This window comes from Mesorhizobium sp. M0563 (assembly GCF_040321065.1).
GTDB lineage: Bacteria > Pseudomonadota > Alphaproteobacteria > Rhizobiales > Rhizobiaceae > Mesorhizobium.
Genome location: NZ_JAMYQV010000016.1, coordinates 35,161 through 52,353, shown reverse-complemented (window position 1 = coordinate 52,353; position 17,193 = coordinate 35,161). Strand labels below are relative to the sequence as shown.

Annotated in this window: 22 protein-coding genes and 1 pseudogene; 9 read left to right on the top strand and 14 right to left on the bottom strand. The window is 62.8% G+C overall.

From position 1 onward, the window contains the following. Positions 1–59: 59 nt before the first annotated feature. The 5 genes from acuI to NKI50_RS20230 form a co-directional block, all read right to left on the bottom strand. The gene (acuI, locus tag NKI50_RS20250; RefSeq protein WP_352642246.1) at positions 60–1,049 is read right to left on the bottom strand and encodes an acrylyl-CoA reductase (NADPH); all 990 of its coding nucleotides are present in this window, start codon (positions 1,047–1,049) and stop codon (positions 60–62) included. A 52-nt stretch (positions 1,050–1,101) separates the two neighbouring features. After that, on the bottom strand, positions 1,102–1,578 hold the full coding sequence (lspA, locus tag NKI50_RS20245; RefSeq protein WP_023718949.1) for a signal peptidase II: 477 nt from the start codon (positions 1,576–1,578) through the stop codon (positions 1,102–1,104). Positions 1,579–1,604: 26 nt separating this feature from the next. Continuing rightward, complete coding sequence (locus NKI50_RS20240) at positions 1,605–2,468, bottom strand: TrmH family RNA methyltransferase (RefSeq protein ID WP_023718950.1); 864 nt, start codon at positions 2,466–2,468, stop codon at positions 1,605–1,607. Next, positions 2,469–3,530 carry an RsmD family RNA methyltransferase gene (locus tag NKI50_RS20235; protein WP_352642244.1) on the bottom strand — a complete coding sequence of 354 codons (1,062 nt, stop codon included), beginning with the start codon at positions 3,528–3,530 and terminating at the stop codon, positions 2,469–2,471. An 89-nt stretch (positions 3,531–3,619) separates the two neighbouring features. Further along, a complete protein-coding gene (locus tag NKI50_RS20230; protein WP_023718952.1) occupies positions 3,620–4,105 on the bottom strand; it encodes a DUF1772 domain-containing protein in 486 nt (161 codons plus the stop codon). Positions 4,106–4,229: 124 nt separating this feature from the next. On the opposite strand from NKI50_RS20230, the gene NKI50_RS20225 reads away from it, so the two are divergent. Continuing rightward, on the top strand, positions 4,230–4,913 hold the full coding sequence (locus NKI50_RS20225; RefSeq protein ID WP_023718953.1) for a helix-turn-helix transcriptional regulator: 684 nt from the start codon (positions 4,230–4,232) through the stop codon (positions 4,911–4,913). A gap of 86 nt (positions 4,914–4,999) precedes the next feature. Continuing rightward, positions 5,000–5,368 carry a VOC family protein gene (locus NKI50_RS20220; protein WP_352717405.1) on the top strand — a complete coding sequence of 123 codons (369 nt, stop codon included), beginning with the start codon at positions 5,000–5,002 and terminating at the stop codon, positions 5,366–5,368. Between the two features lie 98 nt (positions 5,369–5,466). Here the strand turns inward: NKI50_RS20220 and lhpI are convergent, their stop codons facing one another. The 4 genes from lhpI to sppA form a co-directional block, all read right to left on the bottom strand. After that, a complete protein-coding gene (lhpI, locus tag NKI50_RS20215) occupies positions 5,467–6,435 on the bottom strand; it encodes a bifunctional Delta(1)-pyrroline-2-carboxylate/Delta(1)-piperideine-2-carboxylate reductase (protein WP_352642241.1) in 969 nt (322 codons plus the stop codon). 51 nt (positions 6,436–6,486) lie between these two features. Next, the gene (locus tag NKI50_RS20210; RefSeq protein WP_352483587.1) at positions 6,487–6,819 is read right to left on the bottom strand and encodes a DUF1049 domain-containing protein; all 333 of its coding nucleotides are present in this window, start codon (positions 6,817–6,819) and stop codon (positions 6,487–6,489) included. A gap of 49 nt (positions 6,820–6,868) precedes the next feature. After that, positions 6,869–7,153, bottom strand: coding sequence for an integration host factor subunit beta (locus tag NKI50_RS20205; protein WP_006200394.1), 285 nt, complete (start codon positions 7,151–7,153; stop codon positions 6,869–6,871). A 78-nt stretch (positions 7,154–7,231) separates the two neighbouring features. Further along, positions 7,232–8,188, bottom strand: a complete 957-nt coding sequence (gene sppA / locus NKI50_RS20200; RefSeq protein ID WP_023718956.1) for a signal peptide peptidase SppA — start codon at positions 8,186–8,188, stop codon at positions 7,232–7,234. Positions 8,189–8,493: 305 nt separating this feature from the next. Here sppA and lptC point away from each other — a divergent pair, with 305 nt between their 5' ends. The 6 genes from lptC (at position 8,494) to ptsN (ending at position 13,744) form a co-directional block, all read left to right on the top strand. Next, entirely contained in the window at positions 8,494–9,207 is a 714-nt protein-coding gene (lptC, locus tag NKI50_RS20195; protein ID WP_352642237.1) for an LPS export ABC transporter periplasmic protein LptC, read from the top strand. Further along, positions 9,194–9,805 carry an LptA/OstA family protein gene (locus NKI50_RS20190; RefSeq protein ID WP_023718958.1) on the top strand — a complete coding sequence of 204 codons (612 nt, stop codon included), beginning with the start codon at positions 9,194–9,196 and terminating at the stop codon, positions 9,803–9,805. Before lptC ends, NKI50_RS20190 begins: the two co-directional genes overlap by 14 nt. Then, positions 9,805–10,623, top strand: a complete 819-nt coding sequence (lptB, locus tag NKI50_RS20185) for an LPS export ABC transporter ATP-binding protein (protein ID WP_352642235.1) — start codon at positions 9,805–9,807, stop codon at positions 10,621–10,623. Before NKI50_RS20190 ends, lptB begins: the two co-directional genes overlap by 1 nt. Positions 10,624–10,820: 197 nt before the next feature. Then, entirely contained in the window at positions 10,821–12,347 is a 1,527-nt protein-coding gene (rpoN, locus tag NKI50_RS20180) for an RNA polymerase factor sigma-54 (protein ID WP_023718960.1), read from the top strand. 288 nt (positions 12,348–12,635) lie between these two features. After that, positions 12,636–13,220 (top strand): ribosome hibernation-promoting factor, HPF/YfiA family, encoded by a 585-nt coding sequence (gene hpf, locus NKI50_RS20175; RefSeq protein WP_352483585.1) that lies wholly within the window; start codon positions 12,636–12,638, stop codon positions 13,218–13,220. 59 nt (positions 13,221–13,279) lie between these two features. Then, the gene (gene ptsN / locus NKI50_RS20170; RefSeq protein ID WP_023718962.1) at positions 13,280–13,744 is read left to right on the top strand and encodes a PTS IIA-like nitrogen regulatory protein PtsN; all 465 of its coding nucleotides are present in this window, start codon (positions 13,280–13,282) and stop codon (positions 13,742–13,744) included. 71 nt (positions 13,745–13,815) lie between these two features. Here ptsN and NKI50_RS20165 read toward each other — a convergent pair whose 3' ends face one another. Beyond that, positions 13,816–14,073 carry a BQ00720 family protein gene (locus NKI50_RS20165; RefSeq protein WP_352483584.1) on the bottom strand — a complete coding sequence of 86 codons (258 nt, stop codon included), beginning with the start codon at positions 14,071–14,073 and terminating at the stop codon, positions 13,816–13,818. Between the two features lie 63 nt (positions 14,074–14,136). Continuing rightward, positions 14,137–14,561, bottom strand: a pseudogene (locus NKI50_RS20160) (Hsp20 family protein). A gap of 144 nt (positions 14,562–14,705) precedes the next feature. Between NKI50_RS20160 and NKI50_RS20155 the strand changes: the two are divergent. Then, positions 14,706–15,647, top strand: a complete 942-nt coding sequence (locus NKI50_RS20155) for a nucleoside hydrolase (protein ID WP_352483583.1) — start codon at positions 14,706–14,708, stop codon at positions 15,645–15,647. Positions 15,648–15,653: 6 nt separating this feature from the next. On the opposite strand, the gene NKI50_RS20150 is transcribed toward NKI50_RS20155, so the two are convergent. The 3 genes from NKI50_RS20150 to NKI50_RS20140 all read right to left on the bottom strand — a co-directional run bounded on the left by NKI50_RS20150 (position 15,654) and on the right by NKI50_RS20140 (position 17,173). Then, positions 15,654–15,890, bottom strand: coding sequence for a hypothetical protein (locus tag NKI50_RS20150; protein WP_023718966.1), 237 nt, complete (start codon positions 15,888–15,890; stop codon positions 15,654–15,656). Between the two features lie 249 nt (positions 15,891–16,139). Then, positions 16,140–16,460, bottom strand: coding sequence for a hypothetical protein (locus NKI50_RS20145; RefSeq protein WP_023718967.1), 321 nt, complete (start codon positions 16,458–16,460; stop codon positions 16,140–16,142). A 98-nt stretch (positions 16,461–16,558) separates the two neighbouring features. Further along, the gene (locus NKI50_RS20140; RefSeq protein WP_352717402.1) at positions 16,559–17,173 is read right to left on the bottom strand and encodes a LysE family translocator; all 615 of its coding nucleotides are present in this window, start codon (positions 17,171–17,173) and stop codon (positions 16,559–16,561) included. Positions 17,174–17,193: the final 20 nt, after the last annotated feature.

Here is a 17,193-nt window from a genome sequence, read left to right as displayed (position 1 = left end):
GAAGGTTGTGGTTGATCGTTCGAATTTTAGCGGTCGCGCTCTTTTTTTCCCTTGGAGCCTCACATGTCCACCACCACGCGGCCGCGGATCTTGCCCTCGACGATGTCATGCGCGGCGCCGATGATGCCGTCGAAGCCGATGCTCGTCGACAGGCTGGCAAGCTTTGCGTGATCGAGATCGGTGCCGATGCGGCGCCAGGCCTCGATGCGGACCGCCTTGGGCGCCATCACCGAATCGATGCCGAGCAGCGAGACGCCGCGCAGGATGAACGGGGCGACGCTTGCCGGCAGGTCCATGCCGCCGGCGAGGCCGCAAGCGGCAACGGCGCCGCCATAGGAGGTCATCGACAGGACGTTGGCCAGCGTGTGGCTGCCGACAGCGTCGATGCCGCCGGCCCAGCGTTCCTTGGCTAGCGGTTTTGCAGGCTGCGCAAGCTCGTCGCGTGAAATCACTTCCGCGGCACCGAGGTCGGTCAGATAGGGGCTTTCGGCACTGCGGCCGGTCGAGGCGATGACGTGATAGCCGAGGCTGGACAGGATCGAGACCGCGACCGACCCGACGCCACCGGCAGCGCCCGTCACCACCACAGGGCCGCGGTCGGGCACGATGCCGTGGCGCTCCAGCGCGATGACGCAAAGCATGGCGGTGTAGCCGGCGGTGCCGACCGCCATCGCATCATGCGGGCTCATGCCGTCCGGCAGCGGTACCAGCCAGTCGCCCTTGACGCGGGCGCGTCCGGCAAAGGCGCCGAAATGCGTCTCGCCGACGCCCCAGCCGTTCAATATGACCTTGTCACCCTCGCGCCAGTCGGGATTGGAAGACGAGATGACGGTGCCGGCGAAATCGACGCCCGGCACCAGCGGCCAGCGGCGGATCACCGGCGCCTTGCCGGTGATTGCAAGGCCGTCCTTGTAGTTCACCGTCGTCGCCTCCACCGCGACGGTGACGTCGCCTTCCATCAGGTCTGCCTCGGTAAGCTCGGTCACCGCGACCGACTGGTTTTTCTCGGCGTCGCGCGAAACAAGGATGGCTTTGAAGGTTTCGGGCATTTTTTCTCCTCGGGCTTGCAAATAAGAAATGTGCGGTGCCGGGCGAGTGAGGTCAATCGCTCGATGTTCCGCGCCACCAGCCAATGAGCTCATCGAAGACGACCAGCACGGCACCGACCGAAATGAAGGCATCGGCGAGGTTGAAGATCGCGAAGGACCAGACCGGCGTGTGAAACAGAATATAGTCGATGACATGGCCATAGGCAGCGCGGTCGATCAGATTGCCGAGCGCGCCGCCGACGATCAGCGCGAAGCCGACGCGGGCAAGCAGGTGGCCGGGCGGCGTGCGGGCCGCAAGATAGAGAACGAAAGCGACCACCAGAACCGCGACGACCACCAGGCCGGTGTCGCCGAAGGACGAAAACAGCGAAAACGCGATGCCGGTGTTGTAGGTGCGGTACAGCGCCAGGAACGGCAGGAGATCGAGCCTTTCCTGGAAGGCAAGGCCGGTCTCGACCAGATATTTCAACCACTGGTCGAGCGCTATCGCGGCGACAACCAGAAAAGCGTAGGGGCTCCAGGACTTCATGGTTTGCAGTTTCACGGTTTGGGATGTCACGATCGGGCATCCTCCGGGCCGAGCTTCAGCGCGCCGCGCCGGATCTCGAACAGCATGACGCCGGTGGCCACCGCAAGGTTGAGCGAATCGGCGCGGCCTGCCTGCGGTATCCGCAGCAGCTTGTCGCAGCTTGCGGCAAGCTCGTCAGGCAGGCCTTGCTGCTCGTTGCCCATCATCAAAAGCACCGGGCCTTTTGAAAAATCGACCGAGCGGTAATCGACCGCACCCTTAAGATGGGTGCCGGCGACGAGGCCGGGAAAGCTCTTTCGCCAGGCGAGAAAAGCCTCGGCCGACGCCTTGGCGACCGGCACGGCGAAGATCGAGCCCATGGTGGCGCGTACCGTCTCGACCGAAAAGGGATCGGTGGTCTCGCCGACCAGGATGACGCCTTTGGCGCCGACGGCGTCGACCGTGCGGATGACGGTGCCGAGGTTGCCGGGGTCGCGGACGCGGTCGAGCACCACCCAGACGTCGCCATCATGGGCGCGAATGTCCTTCAGCGGCAGCAATTTCTGCGAGAACACGCCGACGACCATTTGCGGATTGTCGCGGCGGGTGATGGCGACCAGCACGTTTTCCGAAACTTCAAGTACGGTGCCGCCGGCGGCAACCGTGCGCGCCGCAACTTTTTCAACCGCCGCATTGCCACGTCCGGCCTTGGCGAAAACCAATGTCCTGATAGACCAGCCGAGATCGAGCGCGTCGATGACCAGCTTCAGGCCTTCGGCCATGAAGGCATTCTGCTGGTCGCGGAATTTCTTCTGCGCGAGCGCCTTGATGTCCTTGACCAGCGGATTGGCGAGGCTGGTGACTTCCTTCACCTGCCCTGGCGCGCCTGCATGCCGTTCGTACGCACTCATTTAGGCCACCCAGCGCGAGAACAGCGAGGTCGAAAGCGCCCGGCCGGCGGATTTCTCGCGGATGATCAATTCGCCGGATTCGACCGTGCCGCCCATGCCGGCGAAGGTGTCGCGCATCAAGGCATGGATGGCGAAGAAGGAGGCGCGGATCGAATAGGCGGTCAGCACCACAGCGAGCGGCTTCGGCGTCAGGATCGCACGGCAGATGTCGGTCAGCGCCGGCAAATCCTCGAACAGCTGCCAGACCTCGCCCTTCGGTCCGCGGCCATAGGCGGGCGGGTCGAACAGGATGATGTCGTAGCGGCTGCCGCGGCGCTCCTCGCGCTCGGCGAATTTCACGGCATCGTCGACGATCCAGCGGATCGGCTTTTGCGACAGGCCCGCCATCTCCTGGTTTTCGCGTGCCCAGCCGATCGCCTTCTTGGAAGCATCGACATGGGTGACCTCGGCGCCGGCACGCGCTGCCACCAACGAGGCAAGGCCGGTATACCCGAACAGGTTCAGCACCTTCACCGGCCGTTTTGCCGCCGCAATCAGCCCGGCCATGTGGTCCCAGTGCGAGGCCTGCTCGGGAAAGACGCCGACATGGCGAAACGAAGTGAAGCGGCCGAGATAGTCGATGCCGTCATGCTTCATCGGCCAGGTCTCGCCGAGCGGCGTCTTCGGAAAGCGCCAGCGGCCGATGCCTTCCTCGTCGGTATCGCCGGTGAAAATGGCATCGGCGCGTTCCCAGTCCCTGGCCGGCAATGCCTTTTGCCAGATCGCCTGGCCCTCCGGCCGAACGATGCGGTAGGGGCCGTATTGCTCGAGCTTTTCTCCGGTGCCGCTGTCGAGCAGCGCGTAGTCCTGATTGGCGCCGACTTCGAGGATCAGCGGCAGATGTTCGGCAGGCAGCGCGCCATCGCGGCGCGAAAGAGGGCGCGGCGCTGCTTTCTGCTCGGACCGGTCCTGCGGTTTCGTCTCCGGACCAGCGGTTGGATTGGCGTCGCGCCGCCGTGGCTGCTCCATCCCGCCTTTCGAGGGCGAGCGGCTGTCGCGGCGTTTGTCGCGAAAAGGTTTCAAGAAGGCGCATCTCCGGACGGCGGCTGCGCCGCTTCTGCCACAGCGAATTGACCGGCGCAACAAAAGGGCTGCAGGCGTTTGCGAACGGATCAGCCACGCCTGATCGACAGCAGCCCGACTGCGAGCGCGATGAAACCGACGGCCTTGAAGCCGGTGACGACCATATGGCCGGCTTCCCAGCGGCTCCGGATAGCTTCGAAATTGCCCGGGATCGGTCCAGGCACCCAGGTGGCCAGGACATCGTTTGCCGGTTTGACGAGCGCAACCCACGCGACAAGCGCCATCAGATAAAGCATGGTGGCGGCCAACACCCACCAGAATGCCGGGCGGTCGCCGCGCAGCATCCATGCGAGGAGCCCCGGACAGGCGACGGCCGCCACGTCCAGCGGTGCGCCGACAGTCAAAAAGAACTGGAACTGAGCATTGAAGACCGTGGTTTCTCGCCAGAGCGAAGGCGGCCATCTGGTCAGCCGCGGCACCGATTCCAGTACGTGGGCGAAGGATGGTCCGAGGCTTAGGGCAGCAACGGTGGCGGTCAAAACAGACCAGAACAACAGAAGACCGCGTATATCCATAATGGCCAGACAACGGCGTCAGGCCGCATACGTTCCGGTCGGCGATCATCCTGCTTGCCGCCGAAAGCGCAGGCGCACTATCGTCCATCCAAATTGGGCATCCATCCAAACCGGGTTGCGATCCATGTCCCGCGCCGAACGCCTGCTCGACTTGATCCAGATCCTGCGCCGGCATCGCCGGCCAGTCAGCGGCCGCAGCCTTGCCGGCGAAATGGGTGTGTCGATCCGCACGCTCTATCGCGATATCGCCACGTTGCAGGGGCAGGGCGCACCGATCGAGGGCGAGGCGGGGCTGGGTTACGTGCTCAGGCCAGGTTTCATGCTGCCGCCCTTGATGTTCACCGACGAGGAGATCGAGGCGATCGTGCTCGGTTCGCGCTGGGTGGCCAAGCAGCCGGACTGGCGGCTTGCCAACGCCGCCACCGACGCGCTGGCCAAGATCGCCGCCGTGCTGCCGGACGATTTGCGCGAAGAGCTCGATGCCTCGACGCTGCTGGTCGGGTCGCGCACCGAGGTCACCGAAGGCATCGATCTCGGCGTGGTGCGGCAAGCCATCCGCGAGGAGCACAAGTTGAGCTTTGTCTATCGCGATGCCGGCGGCGCTGCCTCCGAGCGCACCGTCTGGCCGTTTGCACTCGGCTTCTTCGACAAGGTGCGCGTCGTCGCGGCGTGGTGCGAGATGCGCCAGGATTTCAGGCACTTTCGCGCCGATCGGATATCCGGCCTCAACGCCACCGAGACGCGTTATCCGCGCCGTCGCCAGGTGCTGCTCAAAGAATGGCGGGCGACGCTCGACAAGCCAAGCTAAGGCTGCTGCTCACTTAAGACTGCTGCCAGAATCTGGCAGTAGCTTGCGCTATGCTGCTCCAGTCGAAACCATCTGGAGAGCAATTCATGACACCGCCCAATTTCGTCATCCTCTATGTCGACAAGCCTGAGCAAAGCGGCGCCTTCTACAGCGCACTGCTCGGACGCGAGCCGGTCGAGACCTCGCCGACCTTCGTGCTGTTCGTGCTCGACAACGGCTTCAAGCTCGGCCTCTGGTCGCGTCATACCGTAGAGCCGGCCGCCGCAGCCGCAGGCGGCGGCGCCGAGGTCGTCTTTGCGCTGGATACGCCTGGCGCTGTCGACACCACCCATGCCGAGTGGGCCGGCCGCGGGCTGACCATCCTGCAGAGCCCGACCGACATGGATTTCGGCCGCACCTTCGTCGCGCTCGATCCGGACAACCACCGGCTGCGGGTTTATTGGCAAAAGGAGTAAGGCAGTAGGGCAGTAGGTGAGTAGGCGAGAGCAAAGTAGCACTAGGCGCGGCGCCGCACGATTAGCATGGTTTCCTACTGCCCTACTGCCCTACTGCCCTACTGCCCTACGCTTGCGCGATACACGGCAATGCCGGCGGCCAGGTCCTCGAGGGCCGCGCCGACCGACTTGAACAGCGTGATCTCGTCATCGCCCTGCCGGCCTTTTTTCCGGCTGCGCGCCAGTTCATAGAGGTCGGCGACGATGGCTTGCGGCTTCAGCACGCCGGAGGCCAGCGGCTGGACGATATCGCCGGCTTCCTTGGTGGCGCCGGCGCGGGTGTCGACATAGACGCGGGCGCGTGCAATCGCGTCGTCGTCGCTTTCGCGCATCGCCGGCGTGAAGCCGCCAACCAGATCGACATGGGTTCCCGGCTTCAAGAGTGCCCCCTTGATCAGTGGCGCGGTGGTGATGGTCGCCGATGACACGATATCGGCTTGGCCGAGTTCGACGTCGAGATCGCCTGCTGCTTCGGCCGCAAAACCCTCGGCACGCAAATTTGCCGCGACCTTTTCGGCATTGGCCGGCGTGCGGTTCCAGATGCGGATGTTCTTGATTGGCCGTACCGCCGAATGCGCCTTTGCAAGGAATGGCGACAGCGCGCCGGCGCCGACCACCAGCAGCCGTGATGCGTCCTCGCGGGCCAGATAGGAGGCGGCCAGCGCCGAGGCGCAGGCGGTGCGCCACTGCGTCAGCCTCTGGCCATCGATCAAGGCCTGCGGCTCGCCGGTGGCGCCGTCCAGCAACAGGTAGAGGCCCATCACCGCAGGCTTGCCGACGGCGTTGTTGTCGGGCGACACGGTGACGATCTTGACGCCGATATGGCCATCGACCGAGGTGCCGGCGGCGTTGAAGTCGGTCCAGGCCGGCATCAGAAGCAGCGTCGAGGCGGTACCGTCGGGCCGCTCGACCGTGTGATGATGCCTGACCGGCTGCACGGCGCCGTCGCGAAAAGCGGCGCGCAATGTCTCGACCAGCCCGGGAAAGGTCAGCGCGCGGTCGACCTCGGCGGCGGAAATGGTCAGCATGATGGCTCCGTGGAGAAATAGGCCGGTTGCGCTTCCTGCCCGAGCCGCGGCTCAGTTCATCGGCTTCGGCAAGGCCGGGCCCTGCGCCGCTGTGGGCGCGCGGCTGACTGCCAGACGCAGGTTCTCGGCCTCGGCGCCGCGCTGGCGCGCCAGCTTGCGGTAGCGGCCCTGCTTGATCCAGGTCGCCAGGCTGCCGACGATCATGCCGATGGCCAGCGCCAGGAACAGGAAAATGAACAGCGGCACGGTCAGCGTCAGCGCCGGATTGCCGGGATTGAACGGATCGAGCGTGAAGGCCACCGGTTCGCGGTTGGCGACGGCCAGCGCAATCAGGATGACGGCCAGCGGCACGAAAACCACGATGAGGATGAAGCGATTGAACATGTTTTTCCGTTCGGAAGAAAAGGCAGCAACGGGTCGGCGGGCGCCGCGCCTATTTGCCTCCGTTCAGCCTTTCACGCAACTCCTTGCCGGTCTTGAAGAACGGCACCCATTTCTCCTCGACCTCTACGGATTCGCCGGTGCGCGGATTGCGGCCGGTGCGGGCAGGACGGTTTTTCACCGAAAACGCGCCGAAGCCGCGCAACTCGACCCGGTTGCCCTCGGCAAGCGCGTCGGTGATTTCATCGAAGATGGCGCCGACAATGTTTTCGACATCGCGCAGGAAAAGATGCGGATTGCGCGTGGCGATGATCTGCACAAGTTCGGATTTGATCATGAAAAGGCTCCCCGTGAAAGCAGTGCCGCCGAAATTATCAGAATGATTTTATTTGCTTTTTCACTCCCAAGCGGCTCCTCAAGGGTGCCAGACGGAAACGAGACCGTCAAGAAACAAGCGGTCCGCTCCAATTTCGTGAAGGACGTCGCCGCCATGGCCAGGCAGGCCAAGCGCAGCGCCGACGGTCTGCGCCATCGCCTTGGAGAACAGGAAACCACCGCGTTTTTCCGTGTCCTTCCATTCCACCACCTTGAGCTTGGCATCGACACCCTTGCCTGCAAGCCAGTCGATCGCTTCGGCCTCGCCGCCGACCGCGTCGATCAATCTGTTGGTGACCGCCTGCCGGCCGGTGAAGATCGACCCGTCCGCGAGCGCCAGCGCCTCCGGCTTGGTCATGTTGCGGCGCTCGGCGACGATGCCGACGAACCAGTCGTAGCTGTCGAGAATGAGTTTGCGGACCATGGCGCGTTCATCGTCATTGGTCGGCTTGAAGGGGGAAGGCGAGGCCTTCAAGGGCGAGGATTTCACCTCCTCCAGCTTGACGCCGAGCTTGTCCATGAGGCCGCTGACGTCCGGGTACTGGATCAGAACGCCGATCGAGCCGACGATCGAGGATTTGCGTGCGACAATATGGTCGGCCGCGGTGGCTATCATGTAACCCGCCGACGCCGCGAGCGTGCCGACCTCGGCCACCACCGGCTTGTCGGCGGCGAGCTTGCGCACTGCCTCGTAGATCGACTCGCCACCGACGGTGGTGCCGCCGGGTGAATCGATCGACAGGATCACAGCCTTGACGCGCGGCGACTGACGGATGGCTTCCAGCCGCTTGATCAGTTCTTCGTCTTCGGTGATGGTACCTTCGATCTTGACCTTAGCGATGTGGTCGACAGCCGCGCCGGTGAATTCGTCACCATAAATCCACGCGGAAAAGGCGATCAGCCCGGCTGCGGCGACAAGAATCGCTGCAACACGCCAGAATGTCAGCTTGCGGCGCAAGCGGCGGCGGTCGATCAGGTCGTCGGCTCTCAATGCCATGGTCAGCCTCGTAGTCGGTGGGAGCAGATGCTTTTAAAGCAACCATTCGCGCCCGGCTACCGTTTCCTGACGGCCTTCGCCAAAGCCGTCTTCGGCGTTCGGGCAAGCTTCAACCTGTCGCGTTCCACAGGCTCTAACACTGTGCGCCCATATCTGGTATGAGGTTCAGGCTGCGCTGGGGCCATTTTCGTTGTATAGGGGCGGCTGTCATATTTTTGCGGTTTTCCTCGGCTTGTGCTTGCTTGAGGGCGCCGGCACCCCACCTATAGGGCGGCCTGGCGGGCAGGGGTTTAGAAGAAGCAGTCATGTTAGCGGGACCAATCGAACCGACCAACACCGAGACGGAGTTGGCTCCCAAGGCCGCAGGCCGGGCGCGGGTCGACGCCTTTGACATCGCGCAGCGTCATTCGCGCCGGGTCCGGATCCTCAAGCTGGCCGTGCCGCTGGTCGCCGCCCTGATCGCGGTCGCGTTTCCGATCTATTCCTATCTCATGGCTCCCGCTGCAATCGAGGTGCAGGCCGACGGCGGCTCCTTTGCGAATGGCAAGCTGGTGATGGCCAATCCCAAGCTCAACGGCTTCACCAAGCAGAACCTGCCCTATTCGATGACGGCCCTGCGCGCCATACAGGACGTCAGCAAACAAGGCATCATCGATCTGGAAGGCATCAAGGCCAGGCTGCCGATTGCTGCCGACAACACGGCCGCCATCGATGCCGCGCGCGGCACCTATGATCGCGACGGCAACACGTTCAGCCTGACCAGCGACGTGACGGTATCGACCACGGATGGCGTGGTGGCAAAATTCAAATCAGTCTATCTCGACATGGGCGAAGGCACTATGAAGACAAGCGAGCCCGTCGATGTCAGCCGCGGCGGGTCGCGGATCAGGGCGGATTCGATGTCGGTCCAGGACAATGGCAAGGTCCTGGTTTTCGAGAACAAGGTGCGCGTCGACATCGATCCCGCCAGTTTGAAGGCGGCAGAGGCAAAGAGCGGAGAGACCAATGCGGTTCAGTAGTTCGGCACGGCGCCTCGCCGCGGTTTCGGCGTTGCTGACCCTCGGGCTGCCCTTGGGGCTGACCCTGGGGACGGCTTCGTCGCTGGCGCAGTCCAGCGCCACCAGCCAAATGTCCGGCCTCAGGCTGTCGGGCGACAAGCCGATCCAGATCGAAAGCGACAAGCTCGAGGTGCGCCAGGCGGAAAGCGTCGCCGTCTTCACAGGCAACGTCAACGTCGTCCAGGGTCCAACCGTACTCAAGGCCGGCAAAATGACGGTCTATTACGTCAGGGATGCAGCCGCCGCCAAAGGCGCCGAGCCGGCGGGTGCCGCGGCGATGACCGGATCCGCCAACATCGACCATCTCGTGGTCGACGATAAGGTCTACATCAAATCGGACAATCAGGTTGCCACCGGCGACCGCGGCACCTTCGACATGAAGACCGAGGTGCTGGTGCTTTCGGGCAGCAAGGTCGTGCTCTCGCAAGGCGACAACGTGCTTGTCGGCTGCAAGCTTACCGTGCAGATGAAGAGCGGCCTTGCCCAGGTCGACGCCTGCGGCGGCCGCGTGATGATGTCGATCACGCCGCAGGCGAAGTCTGGAGCAGCGAAACCCTGATGACCGGCATATCGTCGCTGCTGGCGCGTCTTCCAGGGCGCGCCGCCAGCAAACTTGCGGCACCGGGCAGGGTCACCGTCGAAGCGGCAAAGTTCAAGGGAACCTTGATCGCCAAGGGGCTGACCAAAAGCTACAAGGGCCGCAAAGTCGTCAGCGGCGTGACGCTGGGCGTGCGCGCCGGCGAGGCGGTTGGGCTGCTCGGCCCCAACGGCGCCGGCAAGACGACCTGTTTCTACATGGTGACCGGGCTGGTGCCGGTCGATGAAGGCACCATCGAGATCGACGGTTTCGATGTCACGTCGATGCCGATGTATCGCCGCGCCCGTCTCGGCATCGGCTATTTGCCGCAGGAAGCGTCGATTTTTCGCGGCCTGAACGTCGAGCAAAACATCCGGGCCGTGCTCGAAGTGGTCGAAAAGAGCCGCAAGGAACGTGAGCGCCTGCTCGACGAATTGCTCGAGGAATTCCACATCAGCCATCTGCGCAAGGCTCCGTCGCTGTCGCTTTCCGGCGGTGAGCGGCGGCGCCTGGAAATTGCCCGCGCCTTGGCAACCCGCCCCGCCTACATGCTGCTCGACGAACCGTTCGCCGGCATCGACCCGATCGCCGTCGCCGACATCCAGCAGCTCGTGCGCCACTTGACGGCACGTGGCATCGGCGTGCTGATCACCGACCACAATGTGCGTGAGACCCTTGGCCTGATCGACCGCGCCTACATCATCCATGCCGGTCAGGTGCTGACCCATGGCCGAGCCGACGAAATCGTCGCAAATGCCGATGTGCGGCGGCTTTATCTTGGCGAGGGATTTACGCTCTAAATGCGAAATTCCGGTTCGAACGGGATTTCCGGCGTAGTCCGGCAGCTTTTTCTTCGATTTTCTGCCTGAAAAACGCGCTGGCAGGCGAGTTTTTCCGCACCTCGCCTTGACAAGCAAAAGCCGGGCCAGTTTCTATGCTGGCCTGGAAAATTCTTTCCAGCAGTGCGGGCGCGTAGACGGGGCGTTGAAACCGAACCATGGCGTTGGCGGCAAAACTACAGCTACGACAGTCGCAGTCGCTGGTGATGACGCCGCAGCTGATGCAGTCGATCCGCCTGCTGCAGTTCACCCACCTCGAGCTGGAACGCTTCATCGACGACGAGATCGAACGCAATCCCCTGCTGGAACGCGCCGAACCGCAGGACGACGCCGCCAGCGACCAGGCGCAGAAGAGCGACGCCGCATCGGAACCGGCAGCCGACGGCGACTGGTTCGAAGCGGAGACGGCGTGGAGCGCCGAGGCGATCTCGGAAAAGCTCGATACGTCGCTGGAAAACCTGTTTCCCGACGATCCTGGAACGAGCGAGCGGCTCGGCCCCGACCTGACGGCGCAATGGAAATCGGCGTCCGGCAATAGTTCCGCCTCTTCCTCCGACGGCTTCGACGTCGCGGATATGGCGGCGGCTGCCATCACGCTGCGCGACCATGTCGGCGAGCAGGTGGCGCTCGCCTTCGCCGATCCGGCCGCGCGCCTGATCGCCAGCGAGCTTGCCGACGGCGTCGATGAGGCCGGCTACATGCGTGCGGACATGGCCGAGATCGCGGCCCGCCTCGGCACGGACGCCACGGCGGTGGCAAGGGCGCTGGCGATTTGCCAGACATTCGAGCCCGCCGGCATCTTCGCCCGCGACCTCGCCGAATGCCTGTCGCTGCAGCTTGCCGTGCGCGACCGGCTCGATCCGGCGATGAGGGCATTGATCGCCAATCTCGAACTCCTGGCACGGCGCGATTTCCAGACGCTGAAGCGGATTTGCGGTGTCGACGAGGAGGATCTGCTCGACATGCTGGCCGAGATCCGGGCGCTCGACCCGCGGCCGGGAATGGCGTTTTCGCGCGGTGCCAGCGATGCGATCGTGGCCGACGTCGAGGTGCGCGCAGCCAATGACGGCAGCTGGACGGTCGAGCTCAATGCCGAGACGCTACCGCGTGTGCTGGTCGATCACATCTATTTCGCTCAGGTCACGCCGCATGCGAAAAACCAGGCGGAAAAGGATTTCCTCGCCGAATGCCTGCAGAATGCCAACTGGCTGACGCGCAGCCTCGACCAGCGGGCGAAGACTATCCTCAAGGTCGCCTCCGAGATCGTGCGCCAGCAGGACGCTTTTCTCGTCCACGGCGTGCGGCACCTGAAGCCGCTCAACCTGCGCACGGTGGCGGACGCTATCGGCATGCACGAATCGACGGTCAGCCGGGTCACGGCAAACAAATACATGCTGACGCCGCGCGGCGTGTTCGAGCTGCGCTATTTCTTTACCGCCTCGATCGCTTCGTCGGGTGGCGGCGATGCGCATTCGTCGGAAGCGGTGCGCGACCGCATAAAGCAGCTGATCGACGAAGAGAAAGCCGTCGATGTGCTTTCCGACGATGCCATCGTGGACATGCTGCGGGAAAGCGGCGTCGACATTGCCAGGCGCACGGTTGCCAAATACCGGGAAGGCATGAACATACCCTCTTCGGTGCAACGGCGGCGCGAAAAACGCGCTTTGGCCAGCGCCGGCCGTTGAACTCCGGCAGAATTTCCACAGCTTTCGCGTTCATTGACAAGCGGCAACGAAGTGGCTAGAAGCCCGCCCGCATGAGACGGGCTGGCGAGTGGATTTGAGTTCGCTGATGCCCGCACGAGGGATGGTCCGTCACGACGTAGGCCACGGACGGCCAAGAAGGCGGCTTGTGATCAACCGGAAAGTTCGGATTTAAAATCGGCGCAAGTGACGCCGCAAAGCTTGTGCGCACGGACCACGAGTATAAACTCGGGACAGTTTGAAGCCTGAGCAAGGAAGGTCAGTTTTCAGATGACACTGCGCATATCGGGAAAACACATGGATATCGGCGATGCGTTCCGTACGCGCATCAACGACCGTGTCGGGGAAGTGATCGGGAAATATTTCGATCGGGGCTTTTCAGGGCAAATCGTAGTCGTCAAATCGGGGTCGCGCTACACGGCCGATTGCATGATCCGGCTGGATTCCGGTGCTTCGCTGCAGGCGACCGGCGATGCCCAGGATCCGACGCTTGCCTTCGATGCCGCGGCGGACCGTCTGGAAACCCGCCTCAGGCGCTACAAGCGCCGGCTGAAGTCGCACAATTCAGGCAATAGCAATGGCGAACTCACCGACGTCGCCTATACGGTGATGGCCCCGCTTGCCGATGACGACGAGGAGATACCGGAGAATTTCGCGCCGGCCATCGTCGCCGAATCGACCATGACGCTGCGGACCATGTCGGTGGCGTCAGCCGTGATCGAGCTCGACACCAAGGACAGCCCGGTCCTGGTCTTCCGCAATGCCGGAAACGACCATCTCAACATCGTCTATCGCCGGCCGGACGGGAATATCGGCTGGATCGACCCGTCTACGGCCAAGGTCGCGCAGGGGTAAAAACCAGCCGCACGCAAGCGTGGGGACTGGCGACGGCAGGCGAACAAGGGATTTCAAGCATGGATCTGAGCGATCTCGTCAACGTTCCGGCAATCATGCCGGCGTTGAAGGCGAACTCCAAAAAGCAGCTGCTGCAATTGCTGTCTGAAAGGGCGGCGGCAATTTCCGGCATTCCGGAGCGGGAGGTGTTCGACACCATCCTGCAACGCGAGCGGCTGGGTTCGACCGGCGTCGGCAACGGCATCGCCATTCCGCATGGCAAGCTGGCCGGGGTGAAGCGGATCGCTGGAGTTTTTGCCCGGCTGGAGACACCGGTCGATTTCGAGGCCCTCGACGATCAGCCGGTCGACCTGGTGTTTCTGCTTTTGGCCCCCGAAGGTGCCGGCGCCGACCACCTCAAGGCGCTGTCGCGCATCGCGCGGGTGCTGCGCGATGCCGACACGGTTGCCAAGATCAGGGGCACGCGCGATGCCGTGGCTATCCACGCGCTGCTGTCGGATACACAGGCCTCGCACGCCGCCTGAGTTGATTGGACCCGTTGAAGGGCCGCCGTGAGCGGCCCTGTCCGTTTCAGCCAGATCGGCGCGCCGTGTTGTTAGTGGATAGCGACGGGGGTCAGATCGTTTTCCAAGGCGCCGGCCAGCGCCCGGTCGCGAGCATCCGAAAGCAGGATCGGCTGGCCGTTGGCGGCAAACAGGGCCCACAGTTCCAGCCCGGGCGCGATTTCGCCGAGGCCCGGGAAACGGCCGCGCAGATCGTCGCTCGACACTTTCCTGAGATAGGCGACCGAACCTTCGCCGAGATGAGCGAATTCGCCGCTGGTCATGATGATATTTTCGTCAGTTCTGGTCATTTCAAGCCTCCTTGCCGCGAGACGCCGCTCAAGGCCATCCCGCATGAGAGCTATCGGCAAAACTCAGTCTTTCACCGATATGTTTATTTTTCGTACCAGCCGTTCGGACTCCGGCCGATCGAGATCGATCGACAAGAGGCCGTTCTTCAATTCCGCCGCAATCACCCGCATGCCGTCGGCCAGCACGAAACAGCGCTGGAACTGGCGCGCGGCGATGCCGCGGTGGAGGAATTCGCGCTCGGTGTCGTCGTTCTGACGGCCGCGCACGACCAACTGGTTCTCCTCCGTGGAGACATCGAGATCGCTTTCCGCGAAACCGGCGACGGCGAGCGTGATGCGCAGCCTTTCGGTTTTGCCGTCGGCACCGCTGAGGCGCTCGATGTTGTACGGAGGATAGCTGTCACCCGACTTCGCCAAGCGCTCCAGTGTCTTTTCCATGGAATCGAAACCGAGGAGAAGCGGGCTGGAAAAGGCGTCATTCGGCTCATGTTACAGTGTCCTCTCAAGAGCGACATAAAGTGGAAAAACCCGGATGGCATTTTTCCCGATGGTCTTGATATGGTCCGCCGCCCGGCAGACTTCAAGCCGTCACACGTCCGGCCCAAAAAGACTTGCCAAAACAAGGAATTGAAATGCCCCAATCCCGCAGGATCATCATCGACACTGACCCCGGCCAGGACGATGCCGTCGCCATATTGCTGGCGCTCGGCAGCGCCGAGCTGGAGATCGTCGGCATCACCGCGGTGGCCGGCAACGTGCCGCTGAAACTCACCGAAAAAAACGCACGCAAGATCTGCGAGTTGGCCGGCCGGCCGGATGTCAAGGTCTATGCAGGCGCCATCCGGCCGCTGGCGCGTGAACTCGTCACCGCCGAGGAAGTGCATGGCAAGACCGGCCTCAACGGACCGCAACTGCCTGAGCCAAAGATGAAGCTGCAGGATCAGTATGCGGTCGATTTCATCGTCGAGACGCTGATGAAGGAGGAGACCGGCACGATCACGCTTTGCGCGCTCGGGCCGCTCACCAATGTTGCGCTGGCGCTGATCCGCGAGCCGAAAATCGCGCCGCGCATCAAGGAGATCGTGCTGATGGGCGGCGGCTTCTTCGAGGGCGGCAACGTCACGCCGACTGCCGAGTTCAACATCTATGTCGACCCGCATGCCGCCGATGTCGTGTTCAAATCCGACATTCCGATCGTGATGATGCCGCTCGACGTCACCCACAAGGCGCTGACCACCGCCAAGCGCACGAAGGCTTTCCGCAAGCTCGGCACCAGGGTCGGCACGGCGACGGCGGACATGCTGGAATTCTTCGAACGCTTCGACGAAGAGAAATACGGCACCGATGGCGGCCCGCTGCACGATCCTTGCGTCATCGCCTATCTGTTGAAGCCGAAGCTGTTCAAGGGCCGCAACTGCAATGTCAGCGTGGAAACTGCCTCGGAGCTCACCATGGGCATGACGGTGATCGACTGGTGGGGAGTGACCAAGCGGCCGAAGAACGCCATGGTGATGCGCGACATCGATCATGATGCGTTTTTCGCGCTGTTGCTGGAAAGGCTGGGGCGGCTTTAGTGCCGCTCAGTCATTGAGCAGGCGGTAGGTGCTGGTGCCGTTATTGCGGTGCTGTTGTTCGATCGAGACTTCCGATCCGATCATGTGGGGCGTCTCCACCTCACCATCGATAAATACCAGTGCGTTGCCGTCATGGAGACGGACTTCATATCTATAATAAAGTCCATGGCCGACGGAACCTTTCGGATTTAGAGGCATCGTCGCAACATCTTCGACGATGCCTCCTATGCGTTGCGTGCCCATGATCGGGCTATTCTGTCTTGTTACAATCGCCACGGCGGCCACAAGAGCGAATGAGCAAAAGAAAGCGACGCCAACGACTGTATCGCGAAACTCTTCCCGAAGCAGAAGAAGGCGGTTTCTAAGAGAAAGATTCGTCGGCCCCATCACTTAGAGTTGAATAGCGTAAGGGCTTTGTTCAAGAGCGATTTCTTCGAAGAGAGCTCTGTCACTCGTTTACCTTCGAAAACAGCTTCATTGATCGATCGCCGTTCAATTTGGAAATCGGTAGAAGACAAAGCCATTGTCGCGCGTGACGCGCTCGATGCCGACGTGCGAGCCGATCAGGCGCGGACGATCGTCGTCGATGAAAACAGATGAACCGTCTTCAAGGACCAGCATGTAGACACTTCGGCCTTTGCCCCAATGGGCACTTTTGACGGCTGCATCGATTGGGTCCACCGAGCGGATCGGGCTGGCGTTATTCGTCCACTTGAGCGGATCGAGGGCCAACACCGCCGCAAACAAAGCAACAATCAGGATCACGCCGATCGCGTGCCTTTTCACATCCACAAAAGTCCATGGCACCGGCATGAACCCCCAACTGTCGATTCATGTGGTGCACAGAAGGCTGACTTTCAATCGGGCTTCCTGTTCCAGGAGATTGCTATTTGCGTCCCGGCTCGCGGCTGTTACTTCGCCTTGGAAAACGCCAGCCACAGGCCGCCGCCCACCAGGAAGCTGCCGCTGATTCGCGACAAGAGCTTGACGCGGCCGGCCGAGAGCAGGCGTCCGGCGCGGCCGGCGGCCAACGCGTAGGTCGAATCCGAGACGGCGGCGAAGATCATGGCGGTGAGACCCATGACGCCGATCTGTAACGCGTAATTGCCTTCGGGGGCGATGAACTGCGGAAAGAAGGCGCCGAAGAACACCAGCGTCTTCGGATTGCTGATCGCCACCAGCAGGCCCTGCAGGAAGAAGCCGCCGCGCGGCTTTTTAGCCGATCCGTCGGCGTTCAGCTTGCCTTTCGAGCGGAACATCTGCACGCCCATCCAGATCAGGTAGGCGGCGCCGATCAGCCGGACCCATTCGAACCAGTGGCCCATGCCGGCGATAAGCGAGGTCAGCCCGATGCCGACGATGGCGATCATGATGGCCAGCCCGGCCTGGGTGCCGGCGACATTGGCGAGGCCGGCGCGCGAGCCGTGGCGGCTGCTGTTGGCGATGATCAGCGTGACCGTCGGCCCCGGCACAAGAATGATGACGATGCAAGCGACGACGTAGGTGGCGTAGAGTTCCAGCGACATTTTTCCCTCCGCAGAATGCC

Bases quoted from the DNA above. Each gene is read 5' to 3' on its own strand.
- acuI (WP_352642246.1), bottom strand. From the start codon at position 1,049: ATGCCCGAAACCTTCAAAGCCATCCTTGTTTCGCGCGACGCCGAGAAA.
- lspA (WP_023718949.1), bottom strand. From the start codon at position 1,578: ATGAAGTCCTGGAGCCCCTACGCTTTTCTGGTTGTCGCCGCGATAGCG.
- NKI50_RS20240 (WP_023718950.1), bottom strand. From the start codon at position 2,468: ATGAGTGCGTACGAACGGCATGCAGGCGCGCCAGGGCAGGTGAAGGAA.
- NKI50_RS20230 (WP_023718952.1), bottom strand. From the start codon at position 4,105: ATGGATATACGCGGTCTTCTGTTGTTCTGGTCTGTTTTGACCGCCACC.
- NKI50_RS20225 (WP_023718953.1), top strand. From the start codon at position 4,230: ATGTCCCGCGCCGAACGCCTGCTCGACTTGATCCAGATCCTGCGCCGG.
- NKI50_RS20220 (WP_352717405.1), top strand. From the start codon at position 5,000: ATGACACCGCCCAATTTCGTCATCCTCTATGTCGACAAGCCTGAGCAA.
- lhpI (WP_352642241.1), bottom strand. From the start codon at position 6,435: ATGCTGACCATTTCCGCCGCCGAGGTCGACCGCGCGCTGACCTTTCCC.
- NKI50_RS20210 (WP_352483587.1), bottom strand. From the start codon at position 6,819: ATGTTCAATCGCTTCATCCTCATCGTGGTTTTCGTGCCGCTGGCCGTC.
- NKI50_RS20205 (WP_006200394.1), bottom strand. From the start codon at position 7,153: ATGATCAAATCCGAACTTGTGCAGATCATCGCCACGCGCAATCCGCAT.
- sppA (WP_023718956.1), bottom strand. From the start codon at position 8,188: ATGGCATTGAGAGCCGACGACCTGATCGACCGCCGCCGCTTGCGCCGC.
- lptC (WP_352642237.1), top strand. From the start codon at position 8,494: ATGTTAGCGGGACCAATCGAACCGACCAACACCGAGACGGAGTTGGCT.
- NKI50_RS20190 (WP_023718958.1), top strand. From the start codon at position 9,194: ATGCGGTTCAGTAGTTCGGCACGGCGCCTCGCCGCGGTTTCGGCGTTG.
- lptB (WP_352642235.1), top strand. From the start codon at position 9,805: ATGACCGGCATATCGTCGCTGCTGGCGCGTCTTCCAGGGCGCGCCGCC.
- rpoN (WP_023718960.1), top strand. From the start codon at position 10,821: ATGGCGTTGGCGGCAAAACTACAGCTACGACAGTCGCAGTCGCTGGTG.
- hpf (WP_352483585.1), top strand. From the start codon at position 12,636: ATGACACTGCGCATATCGGGAAAACACATGGATATCGGCGATGCGTTC.
- ptsN (WP_023718962.1), top strand. From the start codon at position 13,280: ATGGATCTGAGCGATCTCGTCAACGTTCCGGCAATCATGCCGGCGTTG.
- NKI50_RS20165 (WP_352483584.1), bottom strand. From the start codon at position 14,073: ATGACCAGAACTGACGAAAATATCATCATGACCAGCGGCGAATTCGCT.
- NKI50_RS20155 (WP_352483583.1), top strand. From the start codon at position 14,706: ATGCCCCAATCCCGCAGGATCATCATCGACACTGACCCCGGCCAGGAC.
- NKI50_RS20150 (WP_023718966.1), bottom strand. From the start codon at position 15,890: ATGGGCACGCAACGCATAGGAGGCATCGTCGAAGATGTTGCGACGATG.
- NKI50_RS20145 (WP_023718967.1), bottom strand. From the start codon at position 16,460: ATGCCGGTGCCATGGACTTTTGTGGATGTGAAAAGGCACGCGATCGGC.
- NKI50_RS20140 (WP_352717402.1), bottom strand. From the start codon at position 17,173: ATGTCGCTGGAACTCTACGCCACCTACGTCGTCGCTTGCATCGTCATC.